At 69.9% G+C, this 14,920-nt stretch carries 12 protein-coding genes and 1 pseudogene; 7 read left to right on the top strand and 6 right to left on the bottom strand.

The features are described 5' to 3' along the window. Nucleotides 1-27 precede the first annotated feature (27 nt). Complete coding sequence (dnaJ, locus tag ACSC1W_RS03015; RefSeq protein ID WP_435345298.1) at nucleotides 28-1,200, top strand: molecular chaperone DnaJ; 1,173 nt, start codon at nucleotides 28-30, stop codon at nucleotides 1,198-1,200. 130 nt (nucleotides 1,201-1,330) lie between these two features. Beyond that, a complete protein-coding gene (locus ACSC1W_RS03010) occupies nucleotides 1,331-2,047 on the top strand; it encodes an AMP-binding protein (protein ID WP_435345296.1) in 717 nt (238 codons plus the stop codon). A gap of 6 nt (nucleotides 2,048-2,053) precedes the next feature. Here the strand turns inward: ACSC1W_RS03010 and ACSC1W_RS03005 are convergent, their stop codons facing one another. Next, complete coding sequence (locus tag ACSC1W_RS03005; protein ID WP_435345294.1) at nucleotides 2,054-2,767, bottom strand: CPBP family intramembrane glutamic endopeptidase; 714 nt, start codon at nucleotides 2,765-2,767, stop codon at nucleotides 2,054-2,056. Between the two features lie 53 nt (nucleotides 2,768-2,820). Next, a complete protein-coding gene (locus ACSC1W_RS03000; RefSeq protein ID WP_435345293.1) occupies nucleotides 2,821-4,830 on the bottom strand; it encodes an AMP-binding protein in 2,010 nt (669 codons plus the stop codon). A gap of 172 nt (nucleotides 4,831-5,002) precedes the next feature. Between ACSC1W_RS03000 and ACSC1W_RS02995 the strand changes: the two genes are divergently transcribed. The 3 genes from ACSC1W_RS02995 to ACSC1W_RS02985 all read left to right on the top strand — a co-directional run bounded on the left by ACSC1W_RS02995 (nucleotide 5,003) and on the right by ACSC1W_RS02985 (nucleotide 8,319). Next, complete coding sequence (locus ACSC1W_RS02995; RefSeq protein WP_435345291.1) at nucleotides 5,003-6,073, top strand: glycosyltransferase; 1,071 nt, start codon at nucleotides 5,003-5,005, stop codon at nucleotides 6,071-6,073. Nucleotides 6,074-6,114: 41 nt separating this feature from the next. After that, nucleotides 6,115-7,020, top strand: a complete 906-nt coding sequence (locus ACSC1W_RS02990; protein ID WP_435345290.1) for a DUF7351 domain-containing protein — start codon at nucleotides 6,115-6,117, stop codon at nucleotides 7,018-7,020. A 66-nt stretch (nucleotides 7,021-7,086) separates the two neighbouring features. Beyond that, on the top strand, nucleotides 7,087-8,319 hold the full coding sequence (locus ACSC1W_RS02985) for an MFS transporter (RefSeq protein ID WP_435345289.1): 1,233 nt from the start codon (nucleotides 7,087-7,089) through the stop codon (nucleotides 8,317-8,319). Nucleotides 8,320-8,368: 49 nt separating this feature from the next. On the opposite strand, the gene folP is transcribed toward ACSC1W_RS02985, so the two are convergent. The 3 genes from folP to ACSC1W_RS02970 all read right to left on the bottom strand — a co-directional run bounded on the left by folP (nucleotide 8,369) and on the right by ACSC1W_RS02970 (nucleotide 12,449). After that, entirely contained in the window at nucleotides 8,369-10,819 is a 2,451-nt protein-coding gene (folP, locus tag ACSC1W_RS02980; RefSeq protein WP_435345287.1) for a dihydropteroate synthase, read from the bottom strand. Nucleotides 10,820-10,882: 63 nt separating this feature from the next. Then, nucleotides 10,883-11,734, bottom strand: coding sequence for a hypothetical protein (locus ACSC1W_RS02975; protein WP_435345285.1), 852 nt, complete (start codon nucleotides 11,732-11,734; stop codon nucleotides 10,883-10,885). Between the two features lie 85 nt (nucleotides 11,735-11,819). Next, nucleotides 11,820-12,449 (bottom strand): rubrerythrin family protein, encoded by a 630-nt coding sequence (locus ACSC1W_RS02970; protein ID WP_435345284.1) that lies wholly within the window; start codon nucleotides 12,447-12,449, stop codon nucleotides 11,820-11,822. A gap of 98 nt (nucleotides 12,450-12,547) precedes the next feature. Here ACSC1W_RS02970 and ACSC1W_RS02965 point away from each other — a divergent pair, with 98 nt between their 5' ends. Together ACSC1W_RS02965 and ACSC1W_RS02960 are read left to right on the top strand one after the other, a co-directional pair. Next, entirely contained in the window at nucleotides 12,548-13,708 is a 1,161-nt protein-coding gene (locus ACSC1W_RS02965) for an MBL fold metallo-hydrolase (RefSeq protein ID WP_435345283.1), read from the top strand. Between the two features lie 47 nt (nucleotides 13,709-13,755). Next, nucleotides 13,756-14,585 (top strand): annotated as a pseudogene (locus ACSC1W_RS02960) (AAC(3) family N-acetyltransferase). Here ACSC1W_RS02960 and ACSC1W_RS02955 read toward each other — a convergent pair. Next, entirely contained in the window at nucleotides 14,582-14,914 is a 333-nt protein-coding gene (locus ACSC1W_RS02955) for a 2Fe-2S iron-sulfur cluster-binding protein (protein WP_435345281.1), read from the bottom strand. The pseudogene ACSC1W_RS02960 and the gene ACSC1W_RS02955 sit on opposite strands and share 4 nt — an antisense overlap. Nucleotides 14,915-14,920 lie beyond the last annotated feature (6 nt).

Genomic DNA, 14,920 nt, shown 5'->3' with positions numbered 1-14,920 from the left:
GCGCAACCGTATAGAGGTGGATAACCAATGAGTGAGGACTTCTACGACGTCCTCGGTGTCAGCAGGGATGCCGACGAGGATGAGATCAAACAGGCCTACCGGAAGAAGGCCGCCGAGTACCATCCGGACGTGTCCGACGCCGCGGACGCAGAGGAGAAGTTCAAACAGGTGAAGAAGGCGAAGGAGGTCCTCACCGACGACCAGAAGCGCCAGGCGTACGACCGACTCGGCCACGACCGGTTCGAACAGGCCGAGAAGCGCGGCGGCTTCGACGGCGGTGCCGGCGGTGGCGCCGGTGGTTTCGGCGGTGCCGGTGGGGACCCCTTCGGCGGTGCCGGTGGTATGGGCGGTATCAACGACATCTTCGAGCAGTTCTTCGGGGGTGGCCAGGGCGGCCAGCGCGGACGGGAGCAGGGGCCACGCCCGGGCCGGGACCTGCGGACGTCGCTCTCGCTGGACCTCGAAGACGTGTACGAGGGCGTAGAGAAGCAGGTGACCATCTCGCGACCGACGCACTGTGACACCTGTCACGGGGAGGGTCACCCGCCCGACGCCGACGCCGAGACCTGCCCGGAGTGTAACGGGCAGGGGCGCGTGACGCAGGTCCAGCAGACGCCGCTCGGCCGGGTCCAGCAGACCCAGACCTGCCGGCGCTGTGAGGGTGCCGGCGAACTGTACGACGAGACGTGTTCGGACTGTGGCGGCGGCGGCGTCGTCACCGAGGAGGCGACCCTGACCGTCGAGATACCGCCGGGCGTCCGCGACGGCCAGACCATCAGGATGAGTGGCGAGGGCGCGCCAGGCGACCCGGGCGGGCCGAACGGCGACCTGATAATCGAGGTGTCGGTCGAGGAGCACGAGACGCTCGAACGCGAGGGTGACGACCTCTACTACCGGTTGCCCATCTCGTTCCCGCAGGCCGTGTTCGGCGACACAGTCGAGGTGGAGACGCTGGCCGGCCGCGTCGAACTGGACGTCCCGGACGGAACCCAGAGCGGCGAGACGTTCCGCCTGCAGGGCAAGGGGATGCCCCACCTGCGCCGGCGCGGCACGGGTGACATGTACGTCCAGGTCCACGTCGTGACGCCGTCGGAACTGAACGAGGAACAGCGCGAGGCGCTGGAGGCGTTCGCCGAGGCCGGCGGCGAGGAGATCGAGGTCAAACAGAGCTTCTTCGAGAAGATAGAGAGCTTCTTCTAGTCGGCGGCAGTGAACCGCCGTCACGTCTGTCCCGTCCCGAACTGTTCCGTCGGCGGGCGCCGGCCGACGGTCGCGGTCTCCCCGTCGTCGAAGTCCACGCGTTTTTCTCGGGGTGGGTCCAACCCGGGATATGGAGACGCTCGCCGACGTGCTCGCCCGCGACCGACGGGGCGACGCACCCGCACTCGCCGCCGACGGTCGGACCGCCCAGCGATACGACTACCGGCGGTTCCTGACGACGGCGTGGAAGGCCGGCAACTTCCTGCACAAGCAGGGCGTCCGCACCGGGGACACCGTCGCCGTCGTCGGCGCCCCCCGGGCGCAACCGGTTCTCGCGTTCCTGGGCGCGTCGTTGCTCGGTGCGATGACGCGGTTCGACCCGCCGACGGACGTCGACGCCAGGGCGCTGGTGGCCCCGGCCGACGAACTCCACCGGTACGACCTCCCCGCTGGGGCGCAGTACGTCGGCTACGGCGACGACCCGACCGACCCGGCGCACTGGTACTGGGAGAAGGAGGTCTGGAGCGAGAACCCGACCATGCCGCCCGAACCGGCGGCCCCCGACGACCCGATTCTCGACGACGGCGAGCGGACGTACAGCCACGCCGACCTGCTGTCGGGTGCGCGCTGGACCCGCGGGTACCTGTCGCTGTCGAGCGACGACCGGGTCGTCGTTCGTGCACGCCTGTCTCATCCCGGGACCGTCGCCGCGGGCGTCGTCGCGCCACTGCTCGTCGGGGCGGCGATTCGGCTCGAACCGGCCGACGAGGGCGTCGTGGTGGTCGAGAGCGCCGACGCGGAGACGGACAGGTCCGTCAGGGTCGAGGACGTTCCGCTGTCGGCGTGACGCCCGTCACAGCGTCAGATACGCGAGTCCGGACAGCGCGACGTTGTACGCGGCGTGCGTGACGATGGGGACCGCGAGGTTGTCCGTCCACTCGTAGATGGCTCCCAGGACCGCCCCGGTCACGGCGATGAGCAGGATACCGGCGAGGACGCGGGGCACGGACCCGGTGTAGTTGGCGAGGTGGACCGACCCGAACAGGAGACTCGACCCGACGACGGACCCGAAGGGACCGAACGACTCCCTGAGTCGACCCTGCACGACGCCCCGGAACAGGAGTTCCTCGGCGGGTGCGACGATGACGATGGAGAGGAGCGCGATGCCGAGGAAGAACGTGGGGTCTGCGGTCCCGGCCTCCTCGATGACCGACCCGGGCAACAGGTCGAGAAGCGACAGCACGAAGGAGAACACCGTCGCCAGCGCCAGCGCGAGGACCGTGGCGGCGACGGCGACGGCGAGTTCGCGCATCGACGGTGCCCGGAACGGAATCCTGAGGCCGTGCCAGCGGGCGTAGAGGAGTCCGAACGCCAGAAATCCCAGCTGGCCGACGCCGGTGAGGAGCACCAGTCCGAGCGTCGTCTCCACGTCGAGGCCGAGGGCGATCGTCGGGACGAGGAAGGCGACGCCGACGGCGGTCGAGACGACCACGGCCAGCACTGTCAGGCCGACCGCCGCGAGGGCGGACCTGAGTCCCCCCGACGCGTCGCTGCGTGTCGCGCTCATGCCACCTAGTTGCGTCTGCGGCGGTAAATACGTGTGCGGGGGCGACGGCCGGGTTACCGCGCGTCCTTCAGTTCGTCCAGCGCCTCGGGGTTCTCGATGCTGCTCATGTCGCCGAGGTCTTCACCGCGGTAGGTGCCCTCGATGGCCCGCCGGATTATCTTCCCGGACTGGGTCTTGGGGAACTCGTCGACGAACAGGACCTCGCGCGGGCGGAACGGCTTCCCGAGTTCCTCGCCGACCTGTGCCCGGAGTTCGTCCCGGAGTTCGTCGGTCTCCCCGTAACCCTCCTCGAGGATGACGTAGGCGACGACGGCGGTGCCCGTCGTGTCGTCGGGTGCGCCGACGGCGGCGGCCTGGTTCACGGCGGGGTGGTCGATGAGCGCACCCTCCACCTCGGCGGGGCCGACCTTCCGGCCGGCGACGTTCAGCGCGTCGTCGGCGCGGCCGTGGAGGAACCAGAAGCCGTCCTCGTCCATCTGGGCCCAGTCGCCGTGGTCCCACATCGGCGGGTCCTCGAAGGACGACCAGTACTCCTCCAGGTAGCGCTCGTCGCCCGACCAGAGGCTCTTGGTCATGCTCGGGCAGGAGTCGCGGGCGACGAGGAAGCCGCGTTCGTGGGTGTCCCTGATGGATTCGCCCGAGGAGTCGACGATGTCGATGTCCATCCCGAGTCCAGGCCCGCCGAGGGTGCAGGGCTTCAGGTCGGTGATGGGCATCGGCATGAGGAAACAGCCACAGATCTCGGTGCCGCCGGAGATGTTGACGATGGGCGCCTCGCCGCCGCCCACCTCGTCGAGGAACCACTGCCAGGACTCGGGGTCCCACGGTTCGCCCGTCGACCCGAGGATGCGGAGACTGGAGAGGTCGTGGCCCTCGAGCCACTCGTCGCCGTGCTTGCGAAGGGCGCGGATGGCCGTCGGCGAGATGCCGAACTGGGTCAGCTTGTGGCGGTCGATCATCTCCCAGAACCGGTCGGGGTCCGGGTGGTCCGGTGCGCCCTCGTACATGAACATCGTGTTCCCGAACGTGTGGGTGCCGATGAGCGTCCACGGCCCCATCATCCAGCCGATGTCGGACACCCAGAAGAACCGGTCCGACGGCTTCAGGTCGAACCCGAAGTACAGTTCCTTCGCACACTGCATCTGGACGCCGGCGTGGGTGTGGACGATGCCCTTCGGCTTGCCGGTCGTCCCCGAGGAGTACAGGAGCATCGACTCCTGGCTGGAATCGAGGGGCTTCGTCTCGTACTCGTCGTCCTGCGTCTCGATGGCGTCCTCCCAGGACTCGTCGCGCCGCGTCCACGATATCGACTCCTCCTCGCTGTGGACGAGGCCGAGGCGCTCGTAGACGACGGTGTGTTCGACGTGGCCGGCCTCGTCGATGGCGTCGTCTGCGCTCTCCTTCAGGCGGACCTCGCCGCCGCGGCGGTAGAACCCGTCGCCGGTGAACAGCACGGAACACTCGGAGTCGTCGATGCGCGTCGCCGTCGCGTCGACGCCGAACCCGGAGAAGATGGGGACCGCGATGGCTCCGACCTTGAAACAGCCGTAGAGGATGGAGACGACCTCGGGTACCATCGGCATGTAGAGTCCGACGGTGTCGCCCGTCTCGATGCCGACCGATTCGAGGTAGTTCGCCACCTGGTTCGACCGCCGGTGGAGTTCGTGGTAGGTCACCTCGCGGACGTCGCCCGGTTCGCCCTCCCAGATGCAGGCCACCTTGTTTCGCGCCTCCTCGTCGAGTTGGGCGTGTCGGTCGACGACGTTGTGTGCGAGGTTGAGTTCGCCGCCGGGGTACCAGTCCGTGAACTGCGGCCCCTCGCTGTCGTCGCGCACCGCGTCGTAGTCCTCGTAGAAGTCGATGCCGAGGTAGTCCACCAGTTCGTCCCAGAACCAGTCGACGCCCGACTCGGGAACGCCCTCGACGTCCGTCGTCGTGCGTTCTATCAGTGCGTCGTAGTCCTCGATGTCGTACGCCTGCATGAACTCCCAGACGTTCGTCGACTCGACGAACTCGCGCGAGGGTTCGAACGCCACCTCGGAAACGTCTTCCAGTGATTCCATGTCGTGTTGCACATCTTGTGGGTGCGACAAAGAAATTACCCCAATCGTTCGGGACAGATACCGACTGCGACGGACCGGCCCGGTTCACCCGGCGGCTGCCCGCCGGACACGCGCGACCCGGGACGGAGCCGAGGTTTTTATTAGTGAACCGCTTGCGTGTTTCGAGTAGACGATGAGAATCGCGTTCGTCGCACTCGAGACGGCCCTCCACGCCGACACTGCGGCGAACCGACGGGTCAAGGGCGTCGCAGAGCACCTGGCCGAGCGCGGCCACGACGTGGTGCTGTTCTGTGCGAAGTGGTGGACCGGGAAGAAAGCCGAGTGGGAACACCGGGGCGTGGTCTACCGGGGACTGGTCGGCGACGTGGACTCGTCCCGGAAGTTCCGGTACACGCTCCCGATGGCGGTCAGGAAGTTCGACGCCGACGTGGTCCACGTCGCCGGGTCGCCCCCGAAGCAGGTGTCGTCGGCGAGCAAGGCAGCCCGCCTGTCGGACGCGCCGCTGGTGACGGAGTGGTACGGCGACGTCGCGTCCTATGGCCGGCGTCACCGGAAGGCGCTGAAGAAGTCGGACGTGGTCGTGACTCCATCCGAGATGGTCCGGACGACGGTGTGGGAACACGGCGCGGCCGAGGGGGACGTCGAGGTCGTCCCGAACAGCATCGACTTCGAGTCGGTCGAATCGGTCGAACCGGTCGAGGCCGGGGACGTGGTCTACGCACGGCGACTGGACGACGGGGCGAACCTCGAATCCCTCCTGCTGGCGATGGCCGAACATCGGGACGTGGACTGGTCGACGGTCGTCGTCGGCGACGGCCCCAGACGCGAGGCGTACGAACGGCAGGCGAAGGACCTGCGGATCGAGGACCGCGTCACGTGGCTCGGCGAGTGCGACCGCGAGCAACGACTCGCCGTCTACCGCGGCGCGCAGGTGTTCGCCCAGACCGCTCGCCGGTGTCGCTTCCCGACCGAGTTGCTCTGGGGGGTCGCGGCGGGGTGCATCGGCATCGTCGAGTACCACGCGGAGTCGTCCGCCCACGAGTTGCTGGCCCGCCGGGACAGCGACTTCGAACGTGGGTTCCGGACGACCAGCGAGCAGGAACTGACCGAGGCCATCGACGAGGCGATGGGGATGGAACACAGGACCGTCGACGAACGCTTCGCCGAGTACGACCACACGCCGGTGCTGGAGCGCTACCTGCAGACGTACCGCGACGAACTGGATTCCGCGGACCTGTTCTGAGTCAGAAAAGACATACGATGGTGGCCGTCGGACTGTGACCGATGACCGACGCGCTCGACGCGGACGGCGCGCTCTCGTTGCTCGCGAACGAGGTGCGTCTCGACGTGATACGCGCCCTCGGCGTGGCGACCATCGAGGGAGCGGGTATCGGCTACCTGTCGTACTCCGAGTTGCTCGACTGCGTCGCCGTCTCGGACTCCGGCCGGTTCAACTACCACCTCGGCGAACTGACGGGGCCGTTCGTCCGCCGGTACGACGACGGGTACGCGCTGACCACGCAGGGTCGACTCGCCTTCCAGCACCTCGTCGCCGGCGGGTTCACGACCGACCGTCGGGTCGACGCCTTCGACGTCGACCAGGCGTGTCACCAGTGCGGGAACGCGCTCGTCGCCGAGTACGGGTTCGGGTGGGAGCGCCCGCTGGCACCGCTGTTCGTGGTCAAGTGCTGGGACTGCGGCGCGGAGTACGAACGCACCTACGTCCCGCCGCGGGGCGTCGAACAGCGCTCGCGGGAGGAACTGCTCGTCGCGGCGGACTACCGGAACCGGATGGAGACGGCGTCGCTCGTCCGGGGAATCTGTCCGTGGTGCGCCGGCCACGCCGAGACGAGGGTCCGGGAGCGCGACGGCGACCTGCCGGCGTCTGCAGACGGGTCCGACCTCGCCGTGTACGTGGAACACCACTGCACGTCGTGTACGGGCTTTCACTACACTGCCGTGGGTGAGACGCTCCGGTACCATCCCGACGTCGTCGCGTTCTTCGCGAACCGGGGCCACGACCTCTACGGCATCCCGAAGTGGCGACTCCCCTGGGCGGTCACCGACGAGCACCTGACGTGGTACGGCCCGAACCCGTGGGACCTCCGCGTCGAGGTGCCCTGCGACGGCGACGTCCTCCGGGCACGCCTCGACGGCGAGGCCACCGTCCTCGAGACGACGGTCCTGTAACCGAACTTACCGAAACGAGGTTCGCAGAACCTTCTTGTCGTCGAGGCGGTTCGGCCCAGAGCGCCGATGGCTTCCGAACGACCGACCGTCCTGAAGTACTACGCCCTCCGCGCGGTCTCCACGCCGGGGTTCATGTGGCCCGTCTCCATCTACTACCTCGTCTCGCACGACGTCTCCTACGCGACGCTCGCGCTCGGCGGCGCGGCGGCGGCCCTCCTGACGGTCGTCGGCGAGGTGCCCACCGGCTACGTGAGCGACCGCCTGGGCCGGCGGAACACCATCGTCGTCGCCCAGTTGCTGTTCGGCGCCTACCCGCTGACGTTGCTGTACGCGCGTTCGCCGCCGACGGTGGTCGCCGCGTTCTGTCTCCTCGGACTGGCCGAGACGCTGCAGTCCGGGTCGGTGAGTGCCTGGCTGTACGACGCGCTGGACGCCCACGACGCGACCGACCGGTTCACCCACGTCGCCGGCCGGGGGTCGGCAATCCGACTGTGGGTGCTGGCCGCGACGATGGTCGCCGGCGGCCTCATGTACGCCGTGGACCCGGACCTGCCGTTCGTCGCCTCGACCGTGATGGGCACGACCGGCGCACTCGTCGTCACGACGTTCCCCGCGACCGGCGACGGCGACGACGGGGACGTCCTTGGCGTCGGCGAGGCGGTCACGGTCGTCCGCGAGCATCTGCTCTCCCGCGAGTTGCGCGCGTTCGTCCTGCTCTGGGCGCTGACCGCCGCGGTGGGACAGTCTGCGCGCTCGTACGTCCAGCCCATCACCGTCGACTCGCTGTCGCCCGTCGTGGCGGGGGCGACGGTCGCCGGCCACCCGCTGGCCGAGACAGCGGTCCTCGGCGTCGTCTACGCCTCGTTCACCGCGTTCGGTGCGGTTCTCAGCGACCGGGCGGCCGGGATCGAGTCGCGCCTCGGGACCCGGGGTGCGGTCCTGGGGTCGCTCGCGTTCGACGGCGTCGCCATGCTCGCGGTGTTCGCGGAACCGTTGCTGGTCGTCCCGATGATGTTCGTCCACCGTGGCGTCGTCTCGGTGCTCGTCCCGGTCCAGCGAAACTACGTCAACCGCCACGCCGAGTCGGTCGGTCGGGCCACGGTGCTCTCGGCCGTCTCGATGGTGACCTCGGTCGCGAAGATGCCGGTCGGACTCGCCGCCGGCGTCGTCGCGGACGCCCTCGGCCCGACGGTCGCTGTCGGGGGGCTGGGGGTGGTGGTGCTCTCGGCCGCCGTCGTCGCCGGCCTCGCGGGTCCGGTCGTCGTCGGAGGCGACAGTGGGGCGACCCCGGCCGACTGAGGGGGCAGTCCAGAACGGGATGCGCCGGACGTGCGACCGGTCTACGCGCTCACTCGTCCAGCGTCTCCGGGTCGCGTGCGCCCTCGGCGACCCGGACCGCGTCGACGTTCTCGGCGACGTCGTGGACGCGGACGACGTCCGCACCGCGGTCCGTCGCGACCGCCGTCGCGGCGACGGTCGCCGGGAGGCGCTCACCGCCCTCGCGGCCGACCGCGCCGAACATCGACTTGTGGGAGTGGCCGACGAGGACCGGACAGCCGAGGGCGCGGAACTCGTCGAGACGGTCGAGGAGTTCGAAGGACTCGGCTGCGGTCTTGCCGAACCCGAGGCCGGGGTCGACGAGTATCTGCTCGCGGTCCAGACCGGCCTTCTCGGCGAGGAGCACCGACTCGCGCAACTGGTCGAGCACGTCGGAGACGACGTCGTCGTAGGTCACGTCCCGGTCGGGGTCGACCGGCGTTTCGATGCTGTGCATCACGACCAGCGGCGCGTCGTACTCGGCGGCGACGAAGCGCATCTCGGGGTCGCCCAGCCCCGAGACGTCGTTCAGGATGTCTGCCCCGGCGTCGAGTGCCGCCCGGCCGACTTCGGCCTTGCGCGTGTCGACGGAGATGGGGACGTCGAGGCCGGCCTCCCGGATGGCCTCGACGACCGGGACGACCCGGTCGCACTCGTCGCCGACCGACACCGGTTCTGCCCCCGGGCGGGTTGACTCCCCGCCGACGTCGACGATGTCGACGCCGGCCTCGACCATCTCCCTCGCCCTGGCCAGTGCGTCGTCGACGGCGTCGAACTCGCCGCCGTCGTGGAAGGAGTCGGGCGTGACGTTCAGGATGCCCATGACGGCGGTGCCGTCGGACCACGGGTAGTCGCCGCCAGAGTCGGGTTGCTGGATGCCGAGCGTCTCCCGGAGTTCGCGGGAGAACTGTGCGAGGCCGTAGGGCTGGCCGTCGAGTTTCTCGGTGAGGCGCTTGAACTGCGACAGGGTGCCCATGAGCACCGCGTCCAGGCGCTCGCCCTCGGTCTCAAGTCCGGAGACGGCGCACTCGCCGTCGAGGCTCAGCATCTCCTCCTTGAGGTACGACGCCTGTCGCTTCTGGACGCGCGTCCGGACGACTCGGTGGACGCCCTTGCCGCGCATTCGCCAGACGCCGGGGGCGGTGACGCTGGCGAGTTCCAGCGTCTCGGTCGCGTCGTCCAGGTCCCGCACCGTCGTCGGAACCTGCAGGCGGGTCCAGCGCGTCCGGGCCTCGGCGACGGTGAACAGCGACCCCGTCGCGAGCACGCAGTCGTCGGGGCCGGCCGCGTCGAGCGCCCGGTCGAGCGCCGTGTCGACCGAGGACCGGACGACGCGGTTCTCGACGCCGGCCTCCTCGAACACCCGGGCGAGCACGTCGCCGTCCTCGGCCCGTTCGAGGTCCGGTTCGCAGGTGTAGACGGCCTCGGGCGTGGGCAGCGCCGACGCCATCTCGCGGTGGGCCTTGTCGTGCATCGCGCCGAAGACGAGGTGCAACCCGTCGTAGTCGAACTCGTCGAGCGTCTCGGCGAGGCGGGCGCAGGCGTCGGGGTTGTGCGCCCCGTCGAGCACCGTCAGGGGTGCGTCGCCGAGCACCTCGAACCGGCCCGGCCAGTGCGCGTTCCGGAGGCCCCGTGCGAGCGTCGTCTCGTCCACGCCCGCGACCTGTCTGGCGAGGGTGCAGGCGATGCCAGCGTTGACGGCCTGGTGCGCGCCGAGGGTGGGGACGCGGGACTCCACGCGCCAGGTCCCGTCGTCGTCCTCGCCCTCGACCGTGACGGCCGACTCCACGTGGTTAGTCCGCCCCTCGTAGCTGGTCCGTACGTCGCCGTCCGAAGCGACCGTGACCACGTCGCCGGCCTGCGCTCGCACCGCGTCGAGCGCCGCGCCGGTCGCCCCCGTGACGAGCGGTGCGTCGTCGGGTGCCACGTGGGCCTTGTCCGTCGCGATCTCCTCGACGGTGTCGCCCAGCACCTTCGTGTGTTCGAGCGAGACGTTCGTCACCGCGCTCGCGACGGGGTCGACGACGCTGGTCGCGTCGAGTCGTCCGCCGATGCCGACCTCCAGCACCGCCACGTCGACGTCCTCGCGGGCGAAGTGCCAGAGCGCCATGGCCGTCATCGCCTCGAAGAACGTCGGGGACTCGCCGTCGGCCGCGCGCTCGACGACGGGGGGGCGTATCTCCTCGACGAAGGTACACAGCGCCGACCGCGGGACCTTCCGGCCGTCGACGCGAATCCGCTCGCGGACGTCCTCGAAGTGCGGCGAGGTGTAGAGGCCGACGGTCAGGCCCGCCTCGCGCAGGGAGGACTCGACCATCCGGGCCGTGCTACCCTTGCCGTTCGACCCCGCGATCTGGACGCACGTGACGCCCTCGTGCGGGTCGCCGAGGGACGCGAGCAGGTCCGCCGTCGACTCCGTGCCCGGTCGAGCGCCGTAGCGCCGGAGGTCGAAGAGGCGGTTCGCGGCGTCGTGATACTGCATATCCGAAGGTCCGAGGCGGTCCGCTTTAGCCTGTCGGACTCGGGAGGCGTGGGTCAGTGACTGTCAGGAGACCCGGCCCTGCAACCAGAAGACGCCCTCGACGTCGTCGCCCGCCGTCGGCACGTAGCCGTCGCAGACGTGTTCGGCCGCGTACACCGACACGTCGTACTCGGTCCCGTCGGCGTCCCTGAACAGCGGTGCCCGAAGTCGGTAGAGCGTCACGTCACCGAACGCGACCGTCTCGACCGACTCGACGGTCGTCTGGAAGATGTAGTCGTCCACGTCGCCGCCGTCGAACGGGACGAACCCGGCCATCCCCGACGTCGAGAACTCCCGCCCGTCGTCGGTGGTGAGCGTCTCCGCCTCGGCCGGGCCGAGGTCGTAGGCCAGCGCAGCGAGTTCGACCCGGTGGACGCCCGATATCGGCTGGTCGAGTTCCCCGTAGTTCGTCAGGAACAGCGACACCGTCGACCCGCCGAGCGTCGCCGTCACCTGTCCCTCCGCGCCGTTGGCCCACGGCTGGACCGACTCGACATCGACCTCGTGTCGGACGCCCTCGGCGACGGGATAGCCGGTCCATATCTCGCCGTCGGCGTCCGCGACGACCAGCGTCGACACCGGGGCCGCGCCGGCACGGTAGGCGACCACGTCGGTCCCGTCGTCGGCGCTCCACCCCGTCGGCCGTCCCGACTCGACCGCGTCCACGATGGACTGGAGGACGTCGTCCTGGTCGGTGACGACCGTGTCCCAGTGGCTGCCGTGGCTCCCGCTCTTCTCGCCCGACCCGGGTTCGTTGACGCCGGTCCGCCCGCGCCCCGCCGGGTCGCCCGCGTCCACGTCGACGTCGTCGTGTCCCGCCGCCGGTCGCGCCTCGGTCTCGCCGAACAGTCCACGGAGCCGGTCGAACAGTCCCATACACCGGAGTTCCGTGCCACGTCTGAAGGTCTTTCCGCCGGCCGAGCGCCGCACCGGCGACGCTGCGCAGGTGACCGCCGTGTCGTCAGCAGATGGCCTTCGGGTCGACGCCGAGTTCGGTCAGCGAGTCGGCGTAGTCGTCGTAGGCGACCTGGACGACGTACTCGGCGACGGCGCGGGCGCGGTCCCAGTCCTCGTCGTCCTCGCAGCGGGCGTCGAGCAGGTCCAGGGCGGACTGCGTGGCCTCCTCAGTGTCGCCGCGCAGGTCACGGAAGAGGTTCGCTCCGGCCTCGTCCGCCTCGTTGACGAAGAAGCTGATTAGCTGGACGTGGCTCCGGGTGCTGACCAGCCCTCGACCGACGATGCCGGCGGCGCGCTCGACGGTGCCGTCTAGCTGGCGGAGGTACGCGTGCATCGGGCCGACGGCGTCGGGTTCCGGGCGGTCGTCGAGTCGGTCGACGACCCGGTCGTAGTGCTCTCGTTCCTGGTCGGCGATTGCGCCGAAGACGGCCCGGGCGTCCTCGTCGGCCTCGTCGTCGGCCCAGGCCGCGAACGTGTCGCGGGCGAGGTACTCGCTGACGGCGGCCACGCGCAGGACGGTCGACTCTGCGAGGTCGGCGTCCGTCATGGCGACGAGCAACTTCGACGAACCGAGCCTGTCGAGTTCGGTCGCCTTGTCGGCCTCGACGGACTCGCGGAATGCGGTCGCGTCCATACGTGAGCGGTCGGTAGCGTTGCGCTTCAACGTTGCCCAGGCCGCCGACCGACGGTCCACGCACTGCCTTTATCGGCCGCAGCGTCCTACCCGTACGTATGAGCACGTCCAGCGGTTCCGACGGGCCCCCACCGGCCGTCACGCCGCAGGCGCTCCAGGATCTCCTCGACTCCGGCGAGGCCTTCACCGTCCTCGACGTGCGCGACCGGGACGAGTTCGAGGCGTGGCACGTCGACGGCCCGGCGGTGACGGCGAGGCAGGTCCCCCACGTGAAGTTCGTGCAGGCAGAGGCGACCGGGTCGGTCGACGGACTGGTCGACGAGGACGCCCCCGAACCCCTCGTCGTCGTCTGTGGACAGGGCGAGGCCAGCGCCCACGCGGCGGCCCTGCTCGCCGACGCGGGATACGACGCGCGAAACCTCGCCGGCGGGATGGACGCGTGGGCGAGACTCCTCCTCGACAACGAGATAGCGGACGTCACCGGGACCGTCGTCCAGTACGACCGTCCGTCGAGCGGGTGCCTCTCCTACCTCGTCCGCTCCGGCGACGAGGCCGCCGTAATCGACCCGCTGCGTGCGTTCGCGGGCCGGTACGTCGCGGACGCGGCCGACCGCGGCGCGAGCATCGAGTACGCCATCGACACGCACGTCCACGCCGACCACGTCTCGGGCGTCCGGGCCGTGGCGGCCGCCACCGACGCGGAACCGGTCCTCCCCGAACGGGCCGGGGCGCGCGGCCTGACGTACGACGCACGCAAAATCGCCGACGGGGAGTCGCTGCCCCTCGGCGACGACGAACTGACGGCGGTCGCGACGCCGGGCCACACGACCGAGATGACCACCATCGAGTTCGACGGCGTGCTGTTCACCGGCGACAGCCTCTTCCTCGGCGGGGTCGCGAGACCGGACCTCGAAGCGGGCGACGAGGGCGCCCGCGACCTCGGGGCCGACCTGTACCGTTCCATCCACGACCACCTGCTGCCCTATCCCGACTCGACGGTGGTCGCGCCGGCGCACTACGACGAGTTGACCGGGCGCGCGGCCGACGGAACGTACACCGCGAGGCTGGGCGAGTTGCGGGCGGGCCTCGAGGTGCTCGGGTTGTCCGAACGCAGGTTCGTCGACTACGTCGCCTCGGACCTGCCGCCGCGTCCGAACAACTTCGAGCGCATCGTCGCCACGAACCTCGGGCGGGAGGACCTCGACGACGCGACGGCCTTCGAGGTCGAACTCGGTCCGAACAACTGTGCGGTGCGGTGACGGGGCTACCGAAAGGCTATACCCGGGGGGACCACAGGGAACGCCAGATGACAGCGACGTTGCCCGAAGACCGGAGCGACGAACCGGTCACCGTCGACCGACTCGCAGCCGACCTGCGTGACCTCGGCCTCGCTGCCGGCGACACCGTCCTGGTCCACTCGTCCCTGTCCGAACTCGGCTGGGTCTGTGGCGGGCCGGTGGCGGTCGTCGACGCCCTCCAGCAGGTCGTCACCGACGACGGGACGCTGGCGATGCCGGCACACACCGGCGACTACTCGGACCCCGGAAACTGGCAACACCCGCCGGTCCCCGACGAGTGGGAGGAGACCATCCGCGAGACGATGCCGGCCTACCGTCCGGCGGTCACGCCCTGCCGGCGGCTTGGCGCCGTCCCGGACACCTTCCGGTCGTACCCCGGCGTCGTCCGGAGTCGCCACCCCGTCGTCTCCTTCGCGGCGTGGGGGGCCGAGGCCGCGGCCGTCACCGCGGACCACAGCTACGACGAACCGCTCGGCGAGGCGTCCCCCCTCGCACGACTGTACGAACGCGACGCGCGCGCGTGCTGTTCCTCGGCGTCGGCCACGGCACGAACACCTCGTTCCACCTCGCCGAGTACCGAAGCGACCACCCGAAAGAGATGGAGTCCGACGGCGCACCGGTGTTCCGGGACGGCGAGCGCGTCTGGCTGGAGTTCGAGGACGTCGACCTCGACACCGGCGACTTCGAGACGGTGGGCGAGGCGTTCGAGCGCGAACGGCCCGGGTCGGTGACCGTCGGACAGGTGGGCGAGGCGACGTCGCGACTGTTCGACCAGCGCGCGATGGTGGACTTCGCGACGACGTGGTTCTCGGAGAACAGACCGGGGTCGCTCGACTAGTCGTCGGCCGCGGCGTTCGACTCCGACAGCGCCCCGGCGTCGTCCTCGATGCTCGGGGGGTACTTGCCCCGGTCAAGCACGAGGTCGGAGGTCGGCCGGGCCATGCAGGTCAGCGCGTAGTTCTCCCGCTCCGCCTCGGTGAGCCCACGGGCCGCGGGCTGGACGACGTCACCCTCGACGATCTCGGCCGAGCAGGCCAGACACATCCCGACGCGGCAGGAGTACTCCTGTGCGATACCCTCCTCGATGCACCGCTTCAGGATGGTCTGCGTGTCGGAGACGGTGATGGATTCACCCGTCCGCGCGAATTCGACGGTGTAGTCGGTCATGGAGTC

The sequence above is a fragment of the Haloarchaeobius marinus genome, assembly GCF_051207415.1.
Classification (GTDB): domain Archaea; phylum Halobacteriota; class Halobacteria; order Halobacteriales; family Natrialbaceae; genus Haloarchaeobius.
Note: the sequence above shows the minus strand (reverse complement) of the source record. Positions and strands in the feature narration are given on the sequence as shown.

What these genes read in the sequence shown, in the direction of transcription:
- dnaJ (WP_435345298.1), top strand. Translation starts at nt 28, where the DNA reads ATGAGTGAGGACTTCTACGACGTCCTCGGTGTCAGCAGGGATGCCGAC.
- ACSC1W_RS03010 (WP_435345296.1), top strand. Translation starts at nt 1,331, where the DNA reads ATGGAGACGCTCGCCGACGTGCTCGCCCGCGACCGACGGGGCGACGCA.
- ACSC1W_RS03005 (WP_435345294.1), bottom strand. Translation starts at nt 2,767, where the DNA reads ATGAGCGCGACACGCAGCGACGCGTCGGGGGGACTCAGGTCCGCCCTC.
- ACSC1W_RS03000 (WP_435345293.1), bottom strand. Translation starts at nt 4,830, where the DNA reads ATGGAATCACTGGAAGACGTTTCCGAGGTGGCGTTCGAACCCTCGCGC.
- ACSC1W_RS02995 (WP_435345291.1), top strand. Translation starts at nt 5,003, where the DNA reads ATGAGAATCGCGTTCGTCGCACTCGAGACGGCCCTCCACGCCGACACT.
- ACSC1W_RS02990 (WP_435345290.1), top strand. Translation starts at nt 6,115, where the DNA reads ATGACCGACGCGCTCGACGCGGACGGCGCGCTCTCGTTGCTCGCGAAC.
- ACSC1W_RS02985 (WP_435345289.1), top strand. Translation starts at nt 7,087, where the DNA reads ATGGCTTCCGAACGACCGACCGTCCTGAAGTACTACGCCCTCCGCGCG.
- folP (WP_435345287.1), bottom strand. Translation starts at nt 10,819, where the DNA reads ATGCAGTATCACGACGCCGCGAACCGCCTCTTCGACCTCCGGCGCTAC.
- ACSC1W_RS02975 (WP_435345285.1), bottom strand. Translation starts at nt 11,734, where the DNA reads ATGGGACTGTTCGACCGGCTCCGTGGACTGTTCGGCGAGACCGAGGCG.
- ACSC1W_RS02970 (WP_435345284.1), bottom strand. Translation starts at nt 12,449, where the DNA reads ATGGACGCGACCGCATTCCGCGAGTCCGTCGAGGCCGACAAGGCGACC.
- ACSC1W_RS02965 (WP_435345283.1), top strand. Translation starts at nt 12,548, where the DNA reads ATGAGCACGTCCAGCGGTTCCGACGGGCCCCCACCGGCCGTCACGCCG.
- ACSC1W_RS02955 (WP_435345281.1), bottom strand. Translation starts at nt 14,914, where the DNA reads ATGACCGACTACACCGTCGAATTCGCGCGGACGGGTGAATCCATCACC.